The organism is Streptomyces sp. NPDC047525, from assembly GCF_040643025.1.
GTDB lineage: Bacteria > Actinomycetota > Actinomycetes > Streptomycetales > Streptomycetaceae > Streptomyces > Streptomyces durmitorensis.
In genome coordinates, this window is the sequence record NZ_JBEYTL010000001.1 from 130,701 (window position 1) to 153,359 (window position 22,659).

Genomic DNA, 22,659 nt, shown 5'->3' on the forward strand with positions numbered 1-22,659 from the left:
ATTGCCCACAGGGCGTGGCAGTGGGAGGCACAGTGGACGCGCGGCAACTCGAATACTTCCTCGCCATCGTGGAGCACGGCGGATTCAGCAAGGCGGCCGCCGCGCTCCACGTGGCGCAGCCGTCGTTGTCGCAGGCGATGGCCAACCTCGAATCCGACCTGGGCGTCTCGCTCTTCCACCGCATGGGCCGCGGCGTGGTCCTCAGCGAGGCCGGTGCCGAGCTCCTCGAACCCAGCCGCCGCGTCCTGCGCGACCTGACCGCCGTGCGCGACAAGGCGGAGGCGCTTTCCGGTCTGCACGGCGGCACCGTCGAGATCGCCGCCATGCCCTCGCCCGGCATCGAGCCGCTGACCACGCTGACCCACCGCTTCACCGAACTGCACCCCTCCGTCACGATCAGCAGCCGCGCCGCGTTCACCCCCGAAGACGTCGTCGGCCTCGTACGCAGCGGTGCGTGCGAGCTCGGCCTGCTCGGCGCGGCCAAGCCCGTGGCGCTCTCCGGTGTCGATGTCCTGCCCCTGGAGGAGCAGCCGTTCGTCGTGGTGGCCGGTCCCGACGGTGACGTGCCGGACGGCGCCACCCTGCGCCCCGATGACCTCGGCGGGCGCAAGCTGATCGCCGCCCGGGGCGGCAGTCTGATGCGCTCCATCGTCGACGACATCACCGCGCAGACGGACGGCACCGAGATCGTCGCGGTCGTCGACCACCGCACCTCCGTCCTGCCCCTGGTCCTGGCCGGGGTGGGCATCGCGGTCCTGCCCGCTTCCTGGACGCGGCTCGCCCGCCGCTGCGGTGCGTCGGTCGCCGCCATCGAGCCGACCGCGCACCTGCACGTCGCGATGATCAGCTTGCCCGCCCATCTCACCCCGGGCGCCCGCGCCTTCCTGGAGCTGACCCGCTCGTACGCGCGGCACAAGCAGGTTCCCGCGCCCTGACCGCCGTGGCCGCGACCGGCGAACTGATCGGCCGGGCCTATGGGTTGTATCGGAACCTCGTCTTGGACGGGGCACGGCCCCACTGGGTTGACTCAAGTGTGTCGACCGAAGACGTCGATCCACTCGTCGGTCCCCCGCCTCGCTCCGCGCCGGGGGACCCGCATGACCGGAGGCTCCCGTGACCGCACCCCGCACCTTCCGCATCGCCGCCATCCCCGCCGACGGTGTCGGCACCGAGGTCGTCGCCGCGGGCCGCGCCGTCCTCGACGCCCTCGCGGCCGACTCGCAGGGCGCCTTCGCTTTCGAGTGGCAGGAGTTCCCCTGGGGCTGCGGCCACTACGAGCGCACCGGGAAGATGATGGACGACGACGGCCTCGACCAGCTCAAGGACTTCGACGCGATCTACTTCGGTGCCGTCGGCTGGCCCAGCGTCCCGGACCACGTCAGCCTCTGGGGCCTGCGCCTGAAGATCTGCCAGAGCTTCGACCAGTGGGCCAACGTCCGCCCCGTGCACTTCCTGCCCGGCATCACGAGCCCGCTGCGCAAGGCGGACGACACCGACCTGGACTGGGTCGTCGTCCGCGAGAACAGTGAGGGCGAGTACGCGGGCCTGGGCGGACGCAATCTCTCCGGCCGCGGACCGGGCGGTGAAGTGGCCCTCCAGTCGGCCCTGTTCACCGAGGTGGGCTGCGAGCGGATCATGCGCTACGCCTTCGACCTGGCCCGCACCCGTACGCACCGCAAGGTCTCGTCCGTCACCAAGAGCAACGCCCAGCAGTACGGCATGGTGCTGTGGGACGACGTGTTCAAGCGGGTCGCCGCCGACTACCCGGACGTGGAGACCGAGAGCGTCCTGGTCGACGCCATGGCCGCGAAGTTTGTCCTGCGCCCCGAGGAGCTCTCCGTCGTCGTCGCCTCCAACCTCAACGCCGACATCCTCTCCGACCTCGGCAGCGCCCTGGCCGGCAGCCTGGGCCTCGCGGCCAGCGCCAACCTCAACCCCGAGCGCCGCTTCCCGAGCATGTTCGAGCCCGTGCACGGCTCGGCTCCCGACATCGCCGGGCAGGGTCTGGCCAACCCGGTCGGGGCGGTCGGCAGCGCCGCGCTGATGCTGGAGCACTTCGGCCTGGCCGACGAGGCGGCCCGCCTGCACAGGGCGATCGAGGCCACCACCGCGGCCGGTGTCCTCACCCGTGACGTCGCGGGCACCGCTTCCACCGAGGACGTGACCAAGGCCCTGATCGACGCACTCGGCGCCTGACCTGCTCCCCGCGCCCCGGCGCACCCTCGATGTCCGGTCCGTCCTCAGTCGCGCCGACGGGCCGGATCAGGCCGCCGTACGACGAGCGGCCACGCCATGTGCCGGGCCCGGCGGAGCAGTCATCGCCGCCACGGGCCCGGCACATCGCGCACACCTACGGCGGATAATTCGGGCGGGCGCACACCTTGACGACCATTCGTCCGGCTCTCTAACGTCGCCAATGATCTTGGGTACGCCATCCGTCGGCCGAGCACCCGTCACGGCTCGCCGCCGTTGCCGGTGACCCACACCGCCGAGCGCCCGCCCCGACGAGCAGGATTCCCATGGCCCCGAACACCGCGCCCACGCCTTCCGACGACGAGTCGGCCGCCGCCGCCCGTCGCGACGCGTTCCACCCGGACCTTCCCGGCCATGACGCCGGTTCACCGCCCCTGAACGCCCGCCTTCACCACATCCGCGCCGACGCCCTCGACGGCGACACCGCGCAGACGGGCGGCATGCGGCGCTTCGCCGCGATCAGCGGCGGGAGCGTCGGTTCGGAGCGCATCTGGATGGGCCAGACCCACGTCGCGCCGGACACCGCGTCCTCCAACCACCACCACGGGGCATCCGAGACGGCCATCCACGTCGTCAAGGGACACCCGGAGTTCGTCTTCCTGGACGACTCCGGCGGAACGCCCGAGGAGATCCGGATCCGGACGGCGCCGGGTGACTACATCTTCGTCCCCCCGTACGTCCCGCATCGCGAGGAGAACCCGAGCCCCGACGACGAGGCCGTCGTGGTCATCGCCCGCAGCACGCAGGAGGCGATCGTGGTGAACCTGCCGGAGCTGTACGTCCTGGGCGGCGAGCCCGGCCCTCGATAACCTCCCCACATGCTCGATAGCCTCCCCACATGACTGAGAAGCCATTTGTCCCCGACGACTTCGTCGTTCCCCTGAGTCTTGCTGCCGACGGATTCCGCCTGGAGCCGCTCGGGCCGCAGCACAACGACGCCGATCATGTCGCCTGGACGTCGAGCATCGAGCACATCCGCGCCACCCCCGGTTTCCAAGAACGGAGCTGGCCGCCTCCGGCAGGGATGAGCCTGGCCGAGAACCTCCGTGACCTGCAAAGCCATGCGAGCGACTTCGAGAAACGAACCGGCTTCACCTACACGGTTCTCGACGACACCGGAAAGGTGATCGGCTGCGTCTACATCTACCCGTCGCGCACGGACGAGCACGTGACGGATGTCCGCTCATGGGTGAGCGCGGACCACGGCACCTCGGACGGCCCACTGCACCGAGCAGTGGCGACCTGGCTGGCATCCGACTGGCCGTTCGAGGAGGTTCGCTACCGGTCAGAGGCGTAGCGGCTGCCGCCGTCCCCGACTTCGTACACGCGCCCCAACCGTTCCAGCGGGCCGCGCGGAACGTACCCGGGCGGCCTCACCGTGTAGGGCCCGACGCGAAAGGGCGAGCGGAACACGCAGACGGCGGCCCAGACGCCCCAGGCCCCGGGCACGCCAGGCCTTCTCGTGAAGGAACCGTCCATCGTGACGAGGTAGACCGGCACTTGGGGAGCGCTCACTCGGTCACTCTCGTGAAGGTGCTTCATCGCAGCGTCCTGAGTCGTCGCCACAGCCCGAATGTTCCGCGGTGCGTCCTCGCCCCAAGGCCGGGCCCACTCACGGGCGGCTGCGCGAATGCGGTCGATCAGATCGTCTGGGATGACGCCGTCGTCCATGCCTGCACGGTAGACACCCCTCGCCTTGACGCAAGGCCCCGCGCTGCTCGGGACCGCGTGGTAACTTCCGTATACAAGGTGTATGCGATCTCTGGGGGTAGTGGTGGCGTCCGGTCGGGAGAAGGCGTACGCGTATCTCAAGGACACGGTGCTGACGGACCCGGCGATGCAGGGTGAGTACCTCTCGGAGCAGGACATCGCCGATCGGATCGGTGTCTCGCGCACCCCGATCCGCGAGGCGCTGCTCCTCCTGGCCGCCGAGGATCTCGTGGAGTTGGTGCCCAAGCGCGGTGCGCGGGTCGCGCCCTTGTCGGGGCGTGAGATCACCGAGCTGATGCAGCTGCGCGGGATCGTCGAGCGGTACGCGGCGCAGCACGTCATCGGCACGGGCCGGGCTCCGGCCCAGGAGTTGGGGGAACTCCTTCAGCGCCAGCGCGTGCTGAGCGGGCCCGACCAGGCCAAGGAGTTCATCGACGTGGACCACCTGTTCCACTCGACACTCGTGTCGGCCGTGGGCAACGCCCTGCTCGACCGGCATTACGAGGGGCTGCGCAGCCGCCAGGTGCGGGCCGGTGTCGTGGCCCTGTACAACCAGCAGGGCCGTCAGGAAGCGGTGCTCGACGAGCACCAGGCGATCGTGGACGCCCTCGCGGCCGGTGACGCGCAGGCCGCGTGCTCCGCGATCGACAGCCATCTGGAGTCGACGCTGAAGGTGTTGCTCGCCGGGTAGGTGAGTGGAGTTGCCGGGCCCCTCGGCATGCCTTCGGGCCGGAGGGCTCCGGCGGGAGCCCTCCGGCCCGGTGGGCAGAGGGAGTTGTGGGGTCGGTCTGGTCAGACGTGCTCCCCCAGGCGGCGGTTGGCCAGTACCGGGATCTTCTTGCGGACAGCCTCGACCTCGTCGGTGTCCACCTCGGTCACCACGAGCTCCGGCCCGGCCCCCAGGCGGTCGCGCACGGTCCCGTCCGGGCCGACGACCATGCTGTGCCCCACTCCGGTGGGCGCCGTTCCCTGGGCCGCGACTCCCCCGGCGGCCGGATCGGCCTGGCCGACGGCCGCGACCCACAGCGTGGCGTCCAGGGCCCGGGCCCGCACCAGCAGCTCCCACTGATCGACCTTGCCGGGTCCCGCACCCCAGGAGGCCGCCAGCAGGGTCGCGGTGGCCCCCGCGTCGGCATGGGCCCGGAACAGCTCAGGGAAGCGCACGTCGTAGCACGTGGCCAGGCCCAGGCGGACGCCGTCCACGTCGATCGTGACGACCCGCGTTCCGGCGGCCACGGTGTCGGACTCCGCATAGCCGAATGCGTCGTAGAGATGGATCTTGTCGTACGACGCTTCGGCGCCGCGGCCCGTGGCCAGCAGGGTGTTGGCCACCCGGCCGCCGGGCGCGGGGGTGAACATGCCCGCCACGACGGTGATGCCCGCCGCCTCCGCGACGGCGCGGACCCCGGTGGCCCAGGGGCCGTCCAGGGGTTCGGCGAGCGGCGCCAGGGGCGTGCCGAAGCAGGCCATCGACGCCTCGGGGAAGACGACGACGTCCGCGCCCGCGTCCGCCGCGCGTGCGGTCCATTCCTCGATGAGGGCGAGGTTCTTGCTGGGCTCGGGGCCGGTGGTGAGCTGGCTCAGTGCGATGCGCACGGTGGACCGCCTTTCGGAGTCGGGACGGGTGGGTGAAGTGAGGTGAGGTGGAAGCCAGGGGGGCGGTGCAGCCCGTCACGGCACGCGGGTGGCTGGCACGGCCGCCTCCGTCGCGCCTGAGCCTGCGCCTGCGAGCAGCGCGTCCTCCTTCTCGGCGTGGGCGGAGTCCCTGCCCAGGCAGAGACCGATGAGGGTCACGGCTGCCGCGGCGGCGAGGTAGAGCGCCAGCGGGACCCAGCTGTCGTACGAGCTGAGCAGGGCGGTGAACAGCAGCGGGGCGACCGCTCCGCCGATGAGGCCCGCGAGGGTGTAGGCGAGCGAGGAGCCGGTGTAGCGCAGGCGGGGCGAGAACTGCTCGGCGACGAAGGCCGCCTGCGGGCCGTACATGAAGGAGTGGATGGCCAGGGCCACCACGACGCCGCACACCAGCAGGATCCAGCTGCTGCCGTCGACCACGAGGAAGAACACGAAGGGCCACGCCCCCGCGGCGAGGGCGGAACAGCCGTACAGAAGACGGCGGTTGACCCGGTCGGACAGGGCGCCGGCCAGAGGGATGAGGAAGATCTGGAGGAAGGAGCCGAGCAGGACGGCCGTCAGTGCGGAGCCGCGGCTCATGCCCAGTTCGTCGGTGGCGTAGGTGAGGACGAACACCGTGAACATCGCATAGAGCACATCGGGGGCCACCCGGCTGAGGATCGCGGCGCACAGGGCGCGGGGCTGGGTGGTGAAGACCTCGCGGATGGGCGCCTCGGGCCGGGATTCCTCGGCTTCCATGGCCTTGAAGACGGGGGTCTCCTCCAGCTTCGCCCTGATCCACAGCCCGAAGGCGACCAGAACGCCCGAGAGCAGGAAGGCCACGCGCCAGCCCCAGGAGAGGAACTGCTCCTCGGTGAGCAGCACACCCAGGGCCGCCAGCACTCCGTTGGCCAGGAGGTTTCCGGCGGGTGGTCCGATCTGTGCGGCCGAGGCGTAGAAGCCGCGGCGGCGCGGATCGCCGAACTCGCTGGACAGCAGGACCGCGCCGCCCCATTCGCCGCCGACCCCGACACCCTGCGCGAACCGCAGCACGACCAGGGCGATGGGGGCGGCGGCGCCCGCGGTGGCGTGCGTGGGCAGGACCCCGATGAGGAACGTGGCCGCGCCGATGAGGACCAGGGTGGCGATGAGGACCTTCTTGCGGCCGATCACGTCACCCAGGCGCCCGAAGACGAACCCGCCGAGCGGGCGCGAGACGTAGCCGACGGCATAGGTGGAGAACGCCAGGAGGGTGCCGGTGAGGGGGTCCTCCGAGGGGAAGAAGAGATCACCGAAGACGAGCGCCGCGGCGGCGGAGTAGACCGCGAAGTCGTACCACTCCAGAGCGGTCCCGGTGAGGCTGGCGAAGAAGGCCCGGCGGATGCCGGAGCGGTCCGGCGAGACCGCCGGTGGGCCCTGTGGGGTGTGCTGCATGCTTCCCGATCCTTGCGTCGAGGGACATCGACCTGGACATCGACCTTCCGGCATACTTCTTGTATACAGGTCGTATGCGCAACCCCCTCGCCGGAAGTTGACCGTGTCGAGACCCGCCCGTCTTTTGGAGTGCCCCATGACTGTGCTGACCTTCGAACTCCCCGACGGCTCCACCCGCACCGTCGACGTCGTGCAGCTGCTCAACGCCGGATACGCCGGACGCGAGCAGGCCGACGTCGCCGCGCACGTCGCGGAGCTCGCCCAGCTCGGGGTGCCCGCGCCGTCGGTGACCCCGGCGCTCTACCCCGTCTCCCCCTACCTGGCCCAGCAGACCGACCGGGTCGCCGCCCCGCACGCCCGTACATCGGGCGAGGCCGAATGGGCGCTGGTCGTCGCGGACGGCGGCGAGCTGCTCCTCACGGCCGCCTGCGACCACACCGACCGCGACCTCGAGGTCCACGGCGTCGCCTGGAGCAAGAACGCGGCACCTGACGTCCTGGCCCGGCAGGCCTGGCTCCTGGCCGACGTCGAGTCGCGCATCGACGAGCTGACCCTGCGCGCCTGGGTCACCCACGGCGGCGGGGAGACCGGGATCCAGGACGGCACACTCGCCGAACTGCTCACCCCCGGCTACTGGGCCGGCGTACTGCGCGAACGCGGCGCCCTGACGCCCGGCACCGTCCTGATCTCAGGAACCATCCCCATGGCCGACGACGTGGACCAGTTCGCCGACGGGTGGCGCGTGGAGCTGGGCGACCCCGCCACCGGCAACACGATCCGGCTCGCCTACGAGGTGGCACCCCTGCCCCAGCCCATCGGCTGAGCGCTCACGGGCCGACGGCTGCCCCCTTACGCGCGCCGGGAGTGCTCTGGCCGGTCACGTGGCGACCGCCTCGTCCCCCTCGCGGCGCGCGTCGGGCAGGCGCAGGCGGTGGGCCATGAAGGGGGTGCCGGTGATGAACTCCCGGAACTTCAGGGCGGCTTCGGACAGGTAGCTGTCGCGGCTCCACACCAGGGTCAGCGCCCGTTCACAGTCGGGCGCCTCCACCTCGACCCAGGCCACCGGGACGCGCGTCTCCGTTCCGGCCTCGCGGGACATCGCCGGGATGAGGCCGATGCCCAGTCCCGCACTGATCATGTCCTGGCTGGCGCCCGGCTCGTCGCCCTCGCAGGACAGCAGTGGCGTGAGCCCCTCGGCCGCGAACAGCCGTTCCAGGAGAGCGCGTTGCCAGTGGCCCGGACGCGTGGTGACGAAGGGTTCGTCGGCGATCTCAGGGATCGTCACGCTCTCCCGCCCGTCGAGCCAGTGGCCTGGCGGCACCGCGAGCAGCACCTCCTCGCGGGCGAGCTCGACCGACTCGAGGTTCGTGCCGGTCAGCGGCTGCGACGCCACACAGAAGTCGACCTCTCTGGTGCGCAGCCGACGGTCCATCTCCTGCGCGGTCGACTGGAAGAGCCGCACGTCGGCCCGGGGGTGATCGGCCCGGAAACTGCCCATGAGATGAGTGACCGTCAGGAGCGTCTCGGAGGCCACGCTGACGCGGCCGAGACCGGTGTCACGGGCCTCACGCACGGCCCTGCGGCCGTCGTCGAGCTCGCTCAGGGCGCGCTCGACGTGCCGCAGGAACATCGCGCCGTACGGATTGAGCCGGATGCGGCGGCCCTGCCGGTCGAAGAGCGGGGAGCCGAGCTCCGACTCCAGGCGCGCGATGGTGCGGCTGAGCGAGGGCTGGGCGACGCGCAGTTCCTGCGCGGCGCGGCTGATGTGCTCGTAACGGGCGACGGCCTGGAAGTAGCGCAACTGCAGAAGATCCATGGTCCACCTTCACTTATGCCTTCCGGGCCATCTTTACATGGCAAAACAGGTCTTGGAATGCATAAGCGATCCTCCCTACGGTCTTCATCAGGGCCCCGTGAGGGCCCTGATGAAGCTCCCGCGAACGGCCGCCCGACCGGCCGCCCATCCCGTAGGAAGGTCCCCCCTCCATGAGCGCTGCGGATCTGGCCCGACTCCAGTTCGCGGCCACGACCGGCATCCACTGGCTGTTCGTGATCCTCACCATGGGGCTCGTCCCCCTCGTGGCGATCATGCACACCCGGGCCGCGTACACGCGAGATCCCGCCAAGAGAGCCGTCCGGGAGCGCATGACCCGGTTCTGGGGCCAGCTCTACGTCATCAACTACGCGGTCGGCATCGTCACCGGCCTCGTCATGGAGTTCCAGTTCGGGCTCAGTTGGAGCGGCCTGAGCAAGTTCGCGGGCAATGTCTTCGGCGCCCCGCTGGCGCTCGAGACCCTCATCGCCTTCTTCGCCGAATCCACCTTCCTCGGCATGTGGATCTTCGGCTGGGGGCGTATGCGCAGGGGCGTGCACGTCACGCTCATCTGGCTGGTCGCCCTGACCGCGTACGCCTCCGGGTACTGGATCATGATCGCCAACGGCTTCATGCAGCACCCCGTGGGTTACGAAGTGCGCGACGGCGCCGCCTACTTGACCGACTTCGGGGCGCTGCTCACCAACTCCAGCGCGCTGGTGGCGCTCCTCCACATCGCGCTGGCGGCGCTGACGACGGGCGGCGTCTTCGTCGCCGGGGTCAGCGCCTATCACTTCCTCCGGCGCACCACGGAGACCGAACTCTTCCGCGGCTCCATGCGCCTTGGGCTGTGGGTCGCCATGGTCACCTCCTTCTTCGTCGTCATCGTCGGCGAGATGCAGCGGCCCGTGATCGAGCGGACCCAGCCCATGAAGGACGCGGTCCTGGAGAACAGCGGCGTCGCCGAAGTGCAGGCACAGCTCGTCAAGGAGCACGGGCCGGGCGACTACGTGCCCTGGCAGGACACGATGCGGATCTCCATGGACGTGATGACGATCATCGGCAACACCGTCTCCACCATCACGTTCATCGCCGTCATCCTGCTGTGGAAGAACCGGCTGATGCGCTGGCGCCCGGTGCTGTGGGTGCTGGTGGTGACAGTGCCGTTCCCCTTCATCGCCTCCGTGGGCGGCTGGGTCGTGCGTGAGGTCGGGCGCCAACCCTGGCTCGTCTACGGCGAGTTGACGGTCGAGGACGCGCTCTCCCACGTCAGTACGGCCGCGCTGGCCGTGTCCTGCACCGTGTTCGTCGCCATCTTCCTCGCCTTGGCGGTGACGAACTGGACGCTGATCACGCGCTTCGCCCTCCGCGGCCCGGACGCCACCCAGCTCGGCTCCACCGAACCGCTCCCCGACGACCTGCCCGACGGGCCAGGGGGCGATGCCGAGGAGAAACAGCCGCTTCCGGCCTACTGATGCAGGCCGACGACGACCGGCACCGGCACCGGCATGACCTCCCCTGCCACAACGGAAAGTTGAGCGAGATGAGTCTGGAGACCGCCTGGCTGGCCCTCCTCGGCCTGCTCCTCGCCGGGTACTTTGTGCTCGGCGGCTACGACTACGGCGTACAGATGCTGCACCCCTTCCTCGGTGACCGAGGTGACCGAGGTGACCGGGGCGACGGACATGGCCAGGAGGACACTCGTGCCTCCCGGAGCGCCGCCCTCGATGCCATCGCACCCTTCTTCCTGGGCAACGAGGTCTGGCTGGTCGCCTTCGCAGGTGTCCTGTTCGGTGCCTTCCCGCACCTGGAAGGCACCCTCCTGTCCGGCCTGTACCCCCTGATCGTGGCGATTCTCGTCGGCCTGGTCCTCGGCAACGCCGCGATCCAACTGCGCCGCCGCGCCCACAGTCCTCGCGGGCGCCGGCGGTGGGACGTCCTGATCGTGTTCGGAGGGGCACTGCCCGCCGTGTGCTGGGGAATCGTCGTGGGCCTGTTGCTCCACGGCGTGCCCCGCCGGGCCGACGGGAGCTTCCACGTCGGATTCGGCGACGTGTTCTCGCCGTTCGCGTTGGCCTGCGGTGTCACGACCGCGCTGCTCTTCGCGGCGCACGGAGCGGCCTTCGTGGCACTGCGCTCAGTTCCGGAACTCGCCGCCAAAGCAAGGACCTTGGGCGCCTCGCTGCTCCGTGGGGCCGCCGCCGTGGGCTCCCTCGCGCTGCTCCTCACGCTCTTCGGAGTGGGCGCCTCGATGACGAACCGCGCCACATCGGCCGTCATCGCCGCCCTGTTCGCGGCGGCACTCGCCAGCGCCTGGTGGCACTTCTCCCAGGGACACAACACCCGTGCGTTCGCGGCCACTTGCTGCGCCACGGCACTGCCCGTACTGCTCGTGGGAGCCGGGCACTACCCCTACCTCCTGATCAGCTCGGCGGGCGCGGGGCTGACCGTCGGCCACGCCGTCACCGACGGCGCCACGTTGAAGATCCTCAGCGCGTTCGGGGTCCTGGTGATCCCGGTGATCCTCGCGTACCAGACATGGAGCTGGTGGGCCTTCCGAGGACGGACCGGCCTCCGTCACCCCAGCTACTTCTGAGCCCCGGAACGCGACGAGAGAGGGACCCCCGGATGAAGCCCGTCGAACGCCGCCTGATGCGGGAACTCCCTTTGCTGCGGCGCCACATGACGTACTCATCGGCGCTGGCGCTCCTTGGCGCCGGGCTCATCGTCGCCCAGGCGGTCCTGCTGGCCACGGTCCTCGCGGACGGCTTTGACGGACAGCCGTTCCGGATCATGCCGCTGGCCACACTGGCCGCCGTCATGGTGCTGCGCGCCCTGCTGACCTGGGCCCGCGGAGTGCTCGCGCAGCGCACCGCGGCCGAAGCCAAACGCACCCTGCGCGAGAGCGTCACCGGCCGGCTGCGGCACACCAACCCTCTGCAGTTGGCCGCCCGGCGCCACGGCGAGACGGCCACCCTGCTCACCCGGGGCCTCGATGCCCTGGACGCGTACGTCGTCGGCTACCTCCCCACGATGACGGCCACCGCGGTGGTGCCCCTCACGGTCGTCGCGTGGCTGGCGTGGACGGACTGGACATCGGCACTGATCATCGTCGTGACACTGCCGCTGATCCCCGTGTTCGGTGCGCTGGTCGGCGCCCACACCGCCAGGCGCACCGCCCGGCAATGGCAGCTCCTGTCCCGGCTCGGCGGTCACTTCCTCGACGTGGTGGCCGGGCTGCCGACGCTGCGCGCGTTCGGCCGCGAGCGGCACCAGGCCCGGGTGGTGCACGAGATGGCCGACGCTCACCGGCGAGCCACCATGCGCACGCTGCGCGTGGCGTTCCTCTCCTCCTTCGTCCTGGAGACGGTCGCCACTCTCTCCGTGGCACTGGTCGCCGTGCCGGTCGGACTAAGGCTGCTCGACGGCGAGTTGGACCTTCGTACGGCCTTGATCGTCCTGTTCCTGGCCCCCGAGGCCTATCTGCCGCTGCGAGCTGCGGGCGCGGCCTTCCACGACAGCGCCGAGGGCATCGCCGTGGCCGAACGTGTCTTCACCATCCTCGACGACCGGGACGACCAGGACTCACCCGCTGAGCGCGCCGCCGACAACCGCTCCCCGGTGCCCGATGCCGGTGCGGCGCACCTGCGCCTGGAGGAGGTCACGGTCCACTACCCGGGCCGCTCCGTGCCCGCTCTGCGCGACGTCTCCCTCTCGCTGCGCCCTGGCGAACACGTGGCCCTCGTCGGCCCGAGCGGCGCGGGCAAGTCCACGCTCCTTGCACTGCTCCTCGGCTTCACGGCCCCCGCCTCGGGCCGGGTCACGGTCGACGGCACGGACCTCGCCGACCTCGCCCCCGACCCATGGCGCACCCAAGTGGCGTGGGTGCCCCAGCGCCCGCACCTGTTCGCCACCAGCGTCGCGGACAACATCCGCCTCGCACGCCCCGACGCGAGCGACACCGAGGTCCGCAGGGCGGCCCGCGCCGCCTTCGCCGACCTCTTCATCGAGGAACTGCCCCAGGCGTACGACACGGTGCTCGGCGAGCACGGCGCCGGACTCTCCGCGGGGCAACGCCAACGGATCGCCCTGGCCCGCGCCTTCCTCAAGGACGCCCCCGTACTGCTCCTGGACGAACCGACCGCCCATCTCGACCCGCAGAGCGAGGCCACCGTCACGCGCGCCACGGTCCGCCTCATGCGCGGCAAGACCTCGATCGTGGTCGCCCACCGCACGAGCCTGCTGCCGCACGTGGACCGGATCGTCACGGTGGAGGCGGGCAGCATCGCCCAGGCCCGACCGGCCCAACCGGGCCACCACCCTGCCCATCCGGCCCAACCGGCCCTCGTAGAAGGGCTGATGACCCCATGACCCGCCACGCCGACGCCGACGTCACCGCCTCCGCTCCGGCGCGGACTCCACGTCCCACCCTCCGCCTCCTGCGCCATCTCCTGCCGTACTGGCGCCGACTGCTGCCCGGCGCGCTCGCCTCGGCAGGCAGCGAGCTGGCCGCCGCCGCACTGATGGCCACCGCCGCCTGGCTGATCACCCGTGCCGCCGAACAGCCCCCGCTCGCCTCGGTGAGCCTGGCCATCGTCGCCGTCCGCGCTCTTGCGCTGGGGCGCGGAGCACTGCGCTACGCCGACCGGCTCCTTGGCCACGACGGCGTGCTGCGGGCCGTCGCGGGCTTCCGCACCCAGGTGTACGAGGCGCTCGTGCCCCTCGCCCCCGCGGGCACCACCGCCTTCCGCAGCGGCGACCTGCTCACCCGTCTGGTCGACGACGTCGACGCCGCGCAGAACCTCCTGCTGCGGGTCCTGATCCCGGCCGCGGCAGCCTGCACGGTCGCCGCCTCGGCCACCACCTTGACCGCGGCGCTGCTGCCGCAGGCGGGCGTACTGCTGGGGCTGCTTCTGGCCGTGGCGGGACTCCTCGTACCCGCACTGGTGCTGACGCTGTCCCGCCGCACAAGCCGCGCGGAAAGCACAGCGCGTGCCGAACTCGCCGCGCTCACCCTTGACTTGACGCAGGGCGCAGCGGACCTCGCCGCCTGTGGCGCCCGGGGCCGCGCTCACGAACGCACCAGCCGCGCCTCGGCCCAGATCGCCGCGCTGGAGCGCCGGGCGGCCTGGACCACCTCGCTCGCCTCGACCTCGGTCCTGCTCCTCCAGGCCGCGGCGACGGTCGGCGTCACCTGGTTCGCGCTGCGCTCCCACGCGGCGGGGGAGCTGCCCGCCGTGCACCTCACCGTCCTCGCGGTCCTCGCGCTGGTCTCCTTCGAGGCCCTGACACCGCTGCCCGCTGCCGCCCGCCACCTCGCCCAAGTACGGGTCAGCGCACGCAGGTTGGCTGATCTGCTCGACACCCCACCCCCCGTCACCGACCCGCCCGCACCAAACCCGCTCCCCACCCACGGACCACTCGGCGTGGACATCACCGACCTGCGCGTACGCCACCGCCCCGACGGCCCCCCGGCCCTGGACAGAGTGAGCCTGCGCCTGCCACCCGGCCGCCTGACCGTGCTCCTGGGCGCCAGCGGCTCCGGCAAGTCGACGCTGATCGCCGCGCTCATGCGATTCGTCCCCTACGAGGCCGGAAGCATCCGTATCGGCGGACGCGAGCTGCGCGACTGTGCGGGCACCGACGCACGCCGCGCGATCACCGGCATGACCCAGGACGCCCATGTCTTCCACACGACCATCCGGGCCAACCTCCTCCTGGCGCGCCCCGATGCCACGGACAGCGACCTGCACGAAGCAGCCCGCAGAGCCCAGCTCCTGGACTGGATCGAATCCCTTCCCGACCGCTGGAACACCCTCATCGGCGAGAACGGCTCCACCATGTCCGGCGGTCAGCGCACGCGCCTGCTCCTGGCCCGAGCCCTGCTCGCCGACCCGCCGGTCCTGGTCCTGGACGAACCGACGGAGGGCCTGGACCCCGAGACCTCCACTGCCGTACTCGCCGACGTCCTCCGAGCCACCGACGGCCGCACGACCCTCCTGATCACCCACGACACCTCCGGCCTCACCAGCGCCGACCAGATCCTCACCCTCGACCACGGCCGCGTCCGCCCCCTCACCTCCGCGCCAAGGCACCGGCAGGATCAAGATGAGGGGCCTCGCGCCGTGTCGGCCCGGCCCCGTGCACGAGGCCCGCTATAGATGGAACTCCGTGTTCCTCCTGCCCCAAGAGGCCCCATGTCACTGCGCCAGGCCACCACGGCCATCGCCGCCTCGCTGTTCCTGCTCACCGCACCTGCTGCCGCGACTGCCGACGCGTTCGCCGCACCGGGCGAGACGGTGACCGTCAACCCCACCGGCCGCCTCGCCCCGGACGGCACCGTCACCCTCTCGGGCACCTATCGATGCACCGGCGGGACCGGCGGCGTCTTCGTGTCCTCGTCCCTCGCACAGAACGACCGCCGTGTCCGTCACGGCATCGGCGGTACCCGCGCGGTCTGTGACGGCATGGAGCACGCCTGGACCAACTCGGGGCGCCCCTCTCCCGCCGGCCTCAAGCCCGGCACCGCCCACGTCGAGGCCACCGTGATGGAGCTGACCGCCCAAGGCGGCCTCCCGCTGCCGCGCTTCCACGCCGCGCAGCAGCAGGAAGTCACGCTCACCGAGAGCTGACAGGTCAACGTCGGCCCAGGCCAAGGCGCTCGTCTACCGGTGCTGCTCCGTGTAGTGCGCGCGCAGCAAGTCGGCGCCCCAGTCGTGGCGCACGTGCCGCCAGACCGAGTGGGCGTGATTGCCGCCGTCCTGGGTGTTGTCGTACTCGATGAGCGAGTCCGGGGCCCGAACGCAGTAATAGTGCCGGTCCCCGGGTGCGCGGCCACCGGCCCAGGCGAAGGAGAGGGCGTCCAGCCCACGTGCCACGGTCTCGGCCCAGCACTCCTGCGCGTACGCCGCGGGCGCGCGGTCGAGGTAGCGGCGCACCAGGCGTTCGAGCAGCCGCTGCTGACCGGGGGTCATCTCGCCGTAAGGCAGACCGGCCGGCAGCAGGTCCGGATCGGCGAACGGGTCGGCGCGGGTCAGGATGTCGTCCGGCGGCGCGGCGGAGAAGACGGCCGCCGCCCGCCGACCCACGTCCAGGTCCGTGACCAGCTCCCGGGCCAGGTCCTCCTCCGGGCCCAGCAACCGGCGGCCGGCCTGCGGGCCGTCCGCGATGCGCGCCGGCTCCGCACCGATGAAGTGCGGCGTCACCCGCATCCCGGCCGCCGTGATCAGTACGTGTACGGCGAGATGGTGTCCGTTCATCCGCCAGCCCCAGGGGCCGTCGCCGTCCGGGTCGCCCAGCAGCCGCACCCAGTAGCGGTCGGCCCCCGTGGCGCCGACCATGGCGCGGCGGTGCCGCTCCACCTCGATCGCCCCGCGCGCCAGCTCCGCGCCCGCCGCGCTGTGCGCCGCCGCCAGCAGCGCGTCGACGGCCTCGCGCTGCTCGCCGCCCAGACCCTCGGTGGACAACCCAGGGCGCGAGCCCGGCAGATACGTCCACTCCCGCAGCTCGGGCGCGTCCAGCCGGGCGGGCCCCGCGCGCAGCTCGCGCACCTGCTCCGGCTCGAGGACGGACAGCAACGCACGCACCGCCTCCCGCATCCGCGCGGCAGGCTTCTCCGATCGATCCGCGTCCACCGTCCGTAAGTCCCTTCAGTCCTCCGCTCAGTCCTCCGCGCCGCCGCCGAATCCGATCTCGTTGCCGTCCGGATCGCGGAAGGTGGCCTTGCGGACGCCGTTGGCGTACGTCTCGCGCGTGTCCGGCTTCAGACCGCGCTCGGCGATGTGCGAGATGCGGGTGTCGAAATCCTCGACGAAGACGGTGTGCAGGGCGTGCCCCGCGTGCTCGGGCCGCACCTCGATGAACACGTACCGGTGCTCGGCGAGCTCCCACACCGCCTCGGTGTCGTTGGGCAGGAAGGACGGTGGCTTGCCGAGGAGTCGCTCGTACCAGGCCACCGCCACGGTGTAGTCGCTGACAGGAATTCCCGCGAACAGGTCTACGGTCATGCGGCCATGCTAAGCACGCCGTGTGCCTGGGGAGGGGATCCCCACGTCATCCGTGCCGGATGAAGATCTCCCGGGCCTCGGCCAGTGCCTGGTCCTTCTCCTCGGCGCTGTCGTACCAGTTGTCGGCGTCCCGGTACGCCACGAACGCCTCGGGAGTGAACTCCTGGCCGAGCAGGTAGTCGTCGAGGCAGTAGCCGAATCCAGACTCGGCCATGGCGTCCAGACCCTCCTGCTCGCAGTGGTCCAGGAATCCCTCGGCGGCCCGCCACTGCTTGCCGTCGAACCAGAACACGCCGCCGGCGTAGTGGATCGTCTCGTCCGTCCCCGGCTCCGTGAGGTTCAGGGATTCGTAGTTCTCCGGACGGTTGCGCACCAGCTGGACGAGGTCCGCGGGGACTCCGCCGTAGAGCGACTCCTGGAGGGCGTAGGTGCCTTCGGCGTAGAGGTTCAGGTCCGACTCGTGATCGAAGGTGAGCAGCATCGCGCGGCCGTCCGGCGCGAAGTACCACACGGCCGACTGCCCACCGCTGTCGTTCCAGGCGAACCTCTCCGCGCCCTCGACCGCCGTCGGCGAGACATCAACAATGGTGTGGATGATCGCGGCACGTCGCCGCATCTCCGCGATCGGGGTCGCCTTCAGGGCTTCCCAGGTGTCGTCACTCATGGGCACAGATTAATGACCGGCTTCCGCCGCTCTCCGGCCGGGCCATGCCTTTGGACTTGTTCCGAAGATCGCTTCGTTAGAGGCTACGGGGATGCAAAATCAGCCGACATTCGTACTTGTCCATGGTGCCTTCGCCAACTCCTTCTCGTTCGCGCCGCTGCAGGCCGAACTCGGCCTGCTCGGGCACCGGTCCGTTGCGCTCGACCTTCCGGGGCACGGCTTCGACGCGACCTTCGCCTCGTCCTACCAAGCTCCCCAGGATCTGGACGCGCTCGCAGCGGAACCAGGGAGAATCAAGGGGGTCACGCTTGCCGACAATGTCGCCCGCGTGATCGAGGTCCTCGAGCGGGCGAAGCAGAACGGGCCGACCATCCTCGTCGGCCACAGCAGGGGCGGCGCCACGATCACCGCGGTCGGCAACGCCCGGCCCGATCTGATCGACCGGATCGTCTACGTCGCTGCCTGGTGCCCCGTCGACCTGACCGTCGGCGACTACTACGCCGAGCCGGAGATGGCCGACGTCGACCCGGGTGCCTTCGCATCCGCCCTCGTCGGGAACCCGGCCGAGCTCGGTGTGCTGAGGGTCAACTTCCGCACCGCGGCGCCGGAGCCGCTCGCCGCGATGAAGCAGGCCTTCGCCGCCGACCTCACCGATGACGAGTTCCGTACGTTCCTGAACACCTTCCAGCCCGATGAGAACCTCGATGTCGGCACGTCGGCCGACCGGGCGCAGGGCGCGACGTGGGGTCGCATTCCCAAGTCGTACGTACGCCTGAGCGACGACGCCAGCATCCCGCTCGCCATGCAGGACCGCATGATCCGCGAGGCCGACGCGCTCACCCCCGACAACCCCTTCGATGTCGGGACCGTCGAGTCGAGCCACCTGAGCTGGCTCGTCCACCCCAAGCCGGCGGCCAAGCTGCTCGCGGACCTCGCGGCGCGCTGACGGTTCACTTCTGGGCATCTGGCTGTCGCGGTACGTGATGCGATGCGGCCCGGCACAGTCACTGTGCCGGGCCGCATCGCATCCCCTGACCCCACAGTTCGCGCAAGGCGGCGTTGACGGCGGCGGGTTGCTGGGTGTGCGGGTAGTAGCCGTCCACGCGCAGCAGCCGCGCCCCGACGGCGTCGGCCACGGCTTCGGCGCAGGCGATCAGCGGTTCACCGGCATACGTGCGGTACATCTCCGGGGCGTCCTGCCAGGTCCCGCAGATCACCAGCGTGGGCCACGGCGCGGCCTGCAACGGCTTCAGGGGCACGGTCGCTTCCCATACCGGACGTTCGCGCATCGAGGTGGCCACGGCACGCAGGCGCTGCGGGGTGGGGTCGGGCATGGCCATGCCCAGGCCTTCCGTGGAGGCGCGCAAGTACTGCTCCGGTGTCACCGAATCCGGCAGCCCGGCGCTGCCCCGCACCCGTTCCAGCATGGCCTCGACCACCGGGTGACCGGCGGCGGCGGAGAACGCCGCGGGCTGAATCAGCGTCAGGGACCGTACGAGGTCGGGGCGGCGCCCGGCAGCGAGCATGGCTGCCAGGCCACCGTTGCCGTGACCGACCAAGTGCGCGCCGGTGTCCTGCCGTTCAAGGAGTTCCACCATGTCGTCGGCGTCGGTGTCGAAGTCACTGCGGTCGGTGTCGGGGCTGCGGCCGTAGCCACGGCGGTCCACCAGGAGCAGCCGGTGGCGGTCGGCCAGGGGCCGCTGGGCCGCGAACCCGTACGCCTCGTCGCTGCCCCACGTGAAAATATTGTGGGCGAAGACTGCGGGAGCTTGTCCGTCGCCACCGGTCTCGTCCCACATCGTCACGTGTATCGCGGTCATCGTGCGATCTCCCTCTCTCGTTCTTCCTTGTTCCTCAGGCCGTCAGCTCATCCCCCGCCGTCCCGCTGGAGACGGGGTCGTGACGGATGTACCACTCGGTGCCGAGCAGCCGTTCCCGATCGGCTGCCGGGAGGCGGGCAATCAGCGCCGGGACAGCTCCCCGCTCCACCTCGGTGCGGTGGGCCAGCACCGCGGCGACCTTCTGGCCCAGCCAGGGCCTGACATCGACGGCCGCCGCGATCCACTCGTCCGGAACGCTGTGCATCGCTTTGCCTGTCGCGGCCAGGTAGGCGCCCCACACGCGCACGGCCGAGTGCGGGTGCGTGGCCAGATACAAGGCACTCGGCTGCCAGGGCGGACCGGCATCCGGGTAGAGGCGCTCAAGTCCCGCCGCGTGGAACGCGAGCAGGGTCACCCGGTGTGTGTGGACGTGGTCCGGGTGACCGGTCAGCCCGCCGTAGGCGTCATGGGTGATCACGGCCTCCGGTCGGAACTCCCTTAGGTGCCCCACCAGTTCGCGGACCGTCTCGTCGATCGGCGCATCGCAGAACCTCGCCTTGCCCGGAGCCGAATGCGGTACGCGCGCGTCGGCATGACCGAGCATCCTCGGTTCGCCGGCGCCAAGGATCTGGAGCGCCCGGGCCAGCTCGGTGGCGCGAGTGGTGCCTGTGGCCCAGGTCGCCGTGACAACCGCGGTGCGCGCTCCGGCAGTTGCGTGACGGGCGAGCACTCCGCCAGCCGAAAGCGACTCGTCGTCCGGGTGGGCGAAGACGGCGAGCAGGCTCGGTACGGGCTGGCGGAACATGGCTGGCCTGCCGTCGTCACGGATGCTGACCGGGCCCCAGGTGATGCCCGGCGAGTCTGCTGGGTGAGAGGTCCGTCGGATCCTCGTCCGCCTCCAGGAGCGTGTCGGCCGGGCCGATGATGAGCGGGTCCGCCTCCCCCACCGCGTCCTTGTCCATGGACGCGTAGTCGACACGCAGCAGCAGGTGCCGGATGGCCTCCAGGCGTCCGCGGCGCTTGTCGTTGAACTTGATGACCGACCACGGTGCGTGGACGGTGTCCGTGGCACGGAACATCTCCACCTTGGCGTGGGTGTAGGCGTCCCACAGATCCAGCGACGCGAGGTCCGTGGGCGAGAGCTTCCACTGACGTACGGGGTCCACCTGGCGGATCGCGAAGCGGGTGCGCTGCTCCGCGCGGGAGACGGAGAACCAGAACTTGACCAGCACGATGCCGTCATCGGTGATCATTTTCTCGAACAGGGGGACCTGCCGGAGAAAGTCCTCGTGCTGCCGCGGGGTGCAGAAACCCATGACGGGCTCGACGCCCGCACGGTTGTACCAGGAACGGTCGAAGAAGACGATCTCCCCCGCGGCCGGCAGTTGTGCGACGTAGCGCTGGAAGTACCACTCCCCCGCTTCCCGTTCGGTGGGCTTGTCCAGCGCCACGACACGGGCCCCTCGGGGGTTGAGCCGCTCGGTGAAGCGTTTGATCGTGCCGCCCTTGCCCGCGGCGTCCCGCCCCTCGCACACGACCACGACCCGCTGGCCCTGCTCGCGCACCGACCTCTGCAGTTTCAGGAGCTCGATCTGCAGGATCCGCTTCTGGCGCTCATAGGCCTTCCGCTTCAGCTTCTCCGCGTAGGGATAGTTCTCCCGCCAGGTCCGCAGCGGCTCCCCCTGCCCGTCGAGAAGCACCGGACGCTCGGGCCGGGCCTCGTCCACCGACAAGCCGTCCAGCAAGCCTTCCCCGTCCTTGTCGCCCGACGTCACACCGTCTCCTCTCATCGACACGTGCCATCTTTCCACTTCCCCCATCGAGCGCTACTCCGTAGAAACCGCCACATGCCAAGGGGCGCGTCCCAGCCGTCGCCGCCAATTCACAGCAGGCCCTTCAGCCGCTGCAGGCTCCGCTCCCCCTCCCGTCGTACGCCCAACGGCACCAACGCCGCACGCCCCGGCACGCGCACACCGCCGGTGAACGCCACCCGGGTGCCGTCGCCGTCCGGCGCCGCGGCGGCGCCGATCAGCAGGAACCGGCTCTGCAGCCAGCACCAGCCGGGCCGCTGCTCTCCGCGCAGCCGGGCCCGCATCCCGTACTTGCTGCGGGCCAGCGCTTCCACCCGCGCACCATCCCGCCGTACGACCCTGAGGCCTCGCATGTCGGGCGCGATCTGCCCGAACGCGCCCTCCAGGTCGCCCAGCAGGGCCGTGACGCGATCGCATGGGGCCGCCACGAAGCCCTCGGTGACATGTGCGCCGGGAATGGCGGCGGCTAGCACATGCAATCGCCGCACCGGGTCCAGGTCGGCGGCGGGCCACTCGCCGGCCGTGTCATGTGCGCTCATGAGGTCCACGCCTTCCGGAAGGTGTCGCGCGCCCGGTGCAGCCGGGACTTGACGGTGCCGACGCGGATGTCGAGCAGTTCGGCCGCGGTCCGCTCGTCCAGGCCCTCCACGTCACGCAGGACGAGCACCGCCCGGTGCTCGGGGGACAGCCGCTCCAGTACGTCCCTGATGTCGGCGGCGAGTTGGGGATCGCCGCGCGCGGGCAGGGTGCTCAGGTCGGCGGGCACCGCGCGGGCGGCGCGCCGGGCCAGGCGGACCGCCTCGCGCACCGCGATGGCACGGGCCCAGCCGCGCAGTGCGGCCGGGTCCTTGAGCGTGCGCAGCGAGCGGAACACCGCCACCAGGGCCTCCTGCGCGGCGTCAGGCCCCTGGTCCAGGGCGATGGGGCCGCAGATTCGGCCTACGTAGGGGGCGAGTTCGTCCAGCAGCTCGGCCATGGCCAGCGTGTCGCCGCGCTGCGCCGCGCGCACCCGGCGCGCCGTTTCGTCATCGGACACGTACGGCATCTTCCCAACGGGCAGCGTCCTCGCGGACGTTGGGTGCCGCGTGACGGGCGACCCGCAGCGCGGCCGCACACAGCAGAGCGCACAACGGGGTGTAGAGCCCGAGGTTGAGCCAGTAGAAGGCGGACCCGGTGTCCTGCGCGAAGAGCCAGTAGATACCCGCCAGCGTGCGCAGGCACAACCCGCCCGCCACCGCGAGGGTCCCGAGCCGGAGCAGTCGGTGCGGGCGCCTGGACTGAGCGACGACGATGCCACCGGCCGTCAACAGGAGCACGGCCAACGGCAGGACGACGGGCGGGGTGAAGGGGGCGTCGGTGCCCAGGACCGCGTACGACAGGCTCTCCGCGTCGTCGGCCGGCCAGGTGGACCCGGTGGCCCAGGAGAGGTGGAACAGGGCGTCCACGGTGAGCACCGAGGCGATGGCTGCGGCGGCTCGCTGTGCCGTTCGGTCGGACATGATGCCTCCTGCGTTGGGAATCGACACCCGACAGAGGA

General features: G+C 70.9%; 24 protein-coding genes. 12 read left to right on the plus strand and 12 right to left on the minus strand.

The window, feature by feature from the left end; genetic code table 11:
* Nucleotides 1-32: 32 nt before the first annotated feature.
* The 5 genes from ABZ833_RS00575 (at nucleotide 33) to ABZ833_RS00595 (ending at nucleotide 4,654) form a co-directional block, all read left to right on the plus strand.
* Entirely contained in the window at nucleotides 33-935 is a 903-nt protein-coding gene (locus tag ABZ833_RS00575) for a LysR family transcriptional regulator (RefSeq protein ID WP_361039078.1), read from the plus strand.
* Nucleotides 936-1,113: 178 nt separating this feature from the next.
* Entirely contained in the window at nucleotides 1,114-2,196 is a 1,083-nt protein-coding gene (locus ABZ833_RS00580) for a tartrate dehydrogenase (RefSeq protein WP_361039080.1), read from the plus strand.
* Between the two features lie 323 nt (nucleotides 2,197-2,519).
* The gene (locus ABZ833_RS00585; RefSeq protein WP_361039083.1) at nucleotides 2,520-3,062 is read left to right on the plus strand and encodes a cupin domain-containing protein; all 543 of its coding nucleotides are present in this window, start codon (nucleotides 2,520-2,522) and stop codon (nucleotides 3,060-3,062) included.
* Nucleotides 3,063-3,091: 29 nt separating this feature from the next.
* Nucleotides 3,092-3,550 carry an N-acetyltransferase gene (locus tag ABZ833_RS00590; protein WP_361039086.1) on the plus strand — a complete coding sequence of 153 codons (459 nt, stop codon included), beginning with the start codon at nucleotides 3,092-3,094 and terminating at the stop codon, nucleotides 3,548-3,550.
* 456 nt (nucleotides 3,551-4,006) lie between these two features.
* Nucleotides 4,007-4,654: a GntR family transcriptional regulator gene (locus ABZ833_RS00595; RefSeq protein ID WP_361039088.1), complete on the plus strand. Its 648-nt coding sequence runs from the start codon at nucleotides 4,007-4,009 to the stop codon at nucleotides 4,652-4,654.
* Between the two features lie 101 nt (nucleotides 4,655-4,755).
* Here the strand turns inward: ABZ833_RS00595 and ABZ833_RS00600 are convergent, their stop codons facing one another.
* Both ABZ833_RS00600 and ABZ833_RS00605 read right to left on the minus strand, forming a co-directional pair.
* The gene (locus ABZ833_RS00600) at nucleotides 4,756-5,559 is read right to left on the minus strand and encodes a carbon-nitrogen hydrolase family protein (protein WP_361039090.1); all 804 of its coding nucleotides are present in this window, start codon (nucleotides 5,557-5,559) and stop codon (nucleotides 4,756-4,758) included.
* A 75-nt stretch (nucleotides 5,560-5,634) separates the two neighbouring features.
* The gene (locus ABZ833_RS00605; protein ID WP_361039093.1) at nucleotides 5,635-7,008 is read right to left on the minus strand and encodes an MFS transporter; all 1,374 of its coding nucleotides are present in this window, start codon (nucleotides 7,006-7,008) and stop codon (nucleotides 5,635-5,637) included.
* A 136-nt stretch (nucleotides 7,009-7,144) separates the two neighbouring features.
* Between ABZ833_RS00605 and ABZ833_RS00610 the strand changes: the two genes are divergently transcribed.
* Nucleotides 7,145-7,831 (plus strand): DUF2848 domain-containing protein, encoded by a 687-nt coding sequence (locus ABZ833_RS00610; protein ID WP_361039095.1) that lies wholly within the window; start codon nucleotides 7,145-7,147, stop codon nucleotides 7,829-7,831.
* Between the two features lie 54 nt (nucleotides 7,832-7,885).
* On the opposite strand, the gene ABZ833_RS00615 is transcribed toward ABZ833_RS00610, so the two are convergent.
* The gene (locus tag ABZ833_RS00615; RefSeq protein WP_361039096.1) at nucleotides 7,886-8,824 is read right to left on the minus strand and encodes a LysR family transcriptional regulator; all 939 of its coding nucleotides are present in this window, start codon (nucleotides 8,822-8,824) and stop codon (nucleotides 7,886-7,888) included.
* Nucleotides 8,825-8,994: 170 nt separating this feature from the next.
* Between ABZ833_RS00615 and ABZ833_RS00620 the strand changes: the two genes are divergently transcribed.
* From ABZ833_RS00620 to ABZ833_RS00640, 5 genes are all read left to right on the plus strand, one after another.
* Entirely contained in the window at nucleotides 8,995-10,296 is a 1,302-nt protein-coding gene (locus tag ABZ833_RS00620) for a cytochrome ubiquinol oxidase subunit I (protein ID WP_361039098.1), read from the plus strand.
* 68 nt (nucleotides 10,297-10,364) lie between these two features.
* Entirely contained in the window at nucleotides 10,365-11,417 is a 1,053-nt protein-coding gene (cydB, locus tag ABZ833_RS00625) for a cytochrome d ubiquinol oxidase subunit II (RefSeq protein ID WP_361039100.1), read from the plus strand.
* Between the two features lie 32 nt (nucleotides 11,418-11,449).
* Entirely contained in the window at nucleotides 11,450-13,192 is a 1,743-nt protein-coding gene (gene cydD, locus ABZ833_RS00630; protein WP_361039103.1) for a thiol reductant ABC exporter subunit CydD, read from the plus strand.
* Nucleotides 13,189-14,982: a thiol reductant ABC exporter subunit CydC gene (gene cydC / locus ABZ833_RS00635; protein ID WP_361039105.1), complete on the plus strand. Its 1,794-nt coding sequence runs from the start codon at nucleotides 13,189-13,191 to the stop codon at nucleotides 14,980-14,982. Before cydD ends, cydC begins: the two co-directional genes overlap by 4 nt.
* Before the next feature lie 36 nt (nucleotides 14,983-15,018).
* The gene (locus ABZ833_RS00640) at nucleotides 15,019-15,453 is read left to right on the plus strand and encodes a DUF6299 family protein (RefSeq protein WP_361039107.1); all 435 of its coding nucleotides are present in this window, start codon (nucleotides 15,019-15,021) and stop codon (nucleotides 15,451-15,453) included.
* 33 nt (nucleotides 15,454-15,486) lie between these two features.
* Here ABZ833_RS00640 and ABZ833_RS00645 read toward each other — a convergent pair whose 3' ends face one another.
* From ABZ833_RS00645 to ABZ833_RS00655, 3 genes are read right to left on the minus strand one after another with little or no spacing between them, the layout of a single operon-like run.
* Nucleotides 15,487-16,455, minus strand: a complete 969-nt coding sequence (locus ABZ833_RS00645; RefSeq protein ID WP_361039110.1) for a DUF3500 domain-containing protein — start codon at nucleotides 16,453-16,455, stop codon at nucleotides 15,487-15,489.
* Between the two features lie 27 nt (nucleotides 16,456-16,482).
* Nucleotides 16,483-16,827 carry a VOC family protein gene (locus ABZ833_RS00650; protein WP_361039113.1) on the minus strand — a complete coding sequence of 115 codons (345 nt, stop codon included), beginning with the start codon at nucleotides 16,825-16,827 and terminating at the stop codon, nucleotides 16,483-16,485.
* A 46-nt stretch (nucleotides 16,828-16,873) separates the two neighbouring features.
* Entirely contained in the window at nucleotides 16,874-17,491 is a 618-nt protein-coding gene (locus ABZ833_RS00655; RefSeq protein ID WP_361039115.1) for a hypothetical protein, read from the minus strand.
* A 91-nt stretch (nucleotides 17,492-17,582) separates the two neighbouring features.
* On the opposite strand from ABZ833_RS00655, the gene ABZ833_RS00660 reads away from it, so the two are divergent.
* Nucleotides 17,583-18,437 carry an alpha/beta fold hydrolase gene (locus tag ABZ833_RS00660; protein WP_361039117.1) on the plus strand — a complete coding sequence of 285 codons (855 nt, stop codon included), beginning with the start codon at nucleotides 17,583-17,585 and terminating at the stop codon, nucleotides 18,435-18,437.
* A 58-nt stretch (nucleotides 18,438-18,495) separates the two neighbouring features.
* Here the strand turns inward: ABZ833_RS00660 and ABZ833_RS00665 are convergent, their stop codons facing one another.
* From ABZ833_RS00665 to ABZ833_RS00690, 6 genes are all read right to left on the minus strand, one after another.
* Nucleotides 18,496-19,311, minus strand: coding sequence for an alpha/beta hydrolase (locus ABZ833_RS00665; protein ID WP_361039119.1), 816 nt, complete (start codon nucleotides 19,309-19,311; stop codon nucleotides 18,496-18,498).
* Nucleotides 19,312-19,345: 34 nt separating this feature from the next.
* Nucleotides 19,346-20,116, minus strand: a complete 771-nt coding sequence (locus tag ABZ833_RS00670; protein ID WP_361039122.1) for a PIG-L family deacetylase — start codon at nucleotides 20,114-20,116, stop codon at nucleotides 19,346-19,348.
* A gap of 16 nt (nucleotides 20,117-20,132) precedes the next feature.
* Entirely contained in the window at nucleotides 20,133-21,101 is a 969-nt protein-coding gene (gene ppk2 / locus ABZ833_RS00675; RefSeq protein WP_361039125.1) for a polyphosphate kinase 2, read from the minus strand.
* A 92-nt stretch (nucleotides 21,102-21,193) separates the two neighbouring features.
* Entirely contained in the window at nucleotides 21,194-21,661 is a 468-nt protein-coding gene (locus ABZ833_RS00680) for a hypothetical protein (protein ID WP_361039128.1), read from the minus strand.
* Nucleotides 21,658-22,098: an RNA polymerase sigma factor gene (locus tag ABZ833_RS00685; protein WP_361041256.1), complete on the minus strand. Its 441-nt coding sequence runs from the start codon at nucleotides 22,096-22,098 to the stop codon at nucleotides 21,658-21,660. The genes ABZ833_RS00680 and ABZ833_RS00685 overlap by 4 nt, the downstream gene beginning before the upstream one ends.
* Nucleotides 22,099-22,147: 49 nt before the next feature.
* On the minus strand, nucleotides 22,148-22,621 hold the full coding sequence (locus ABZ833_RS00690) for a DUF3995 domain-containing protein (protein ID WP_361039130.1): 474 nt from the start codon (nucleotides 22,619-22,621) through the stop codon (nucleotides 22,148-22,150).
* Nucleotides 22,622-22,659 lie beyond the last annotated feature (38 nt).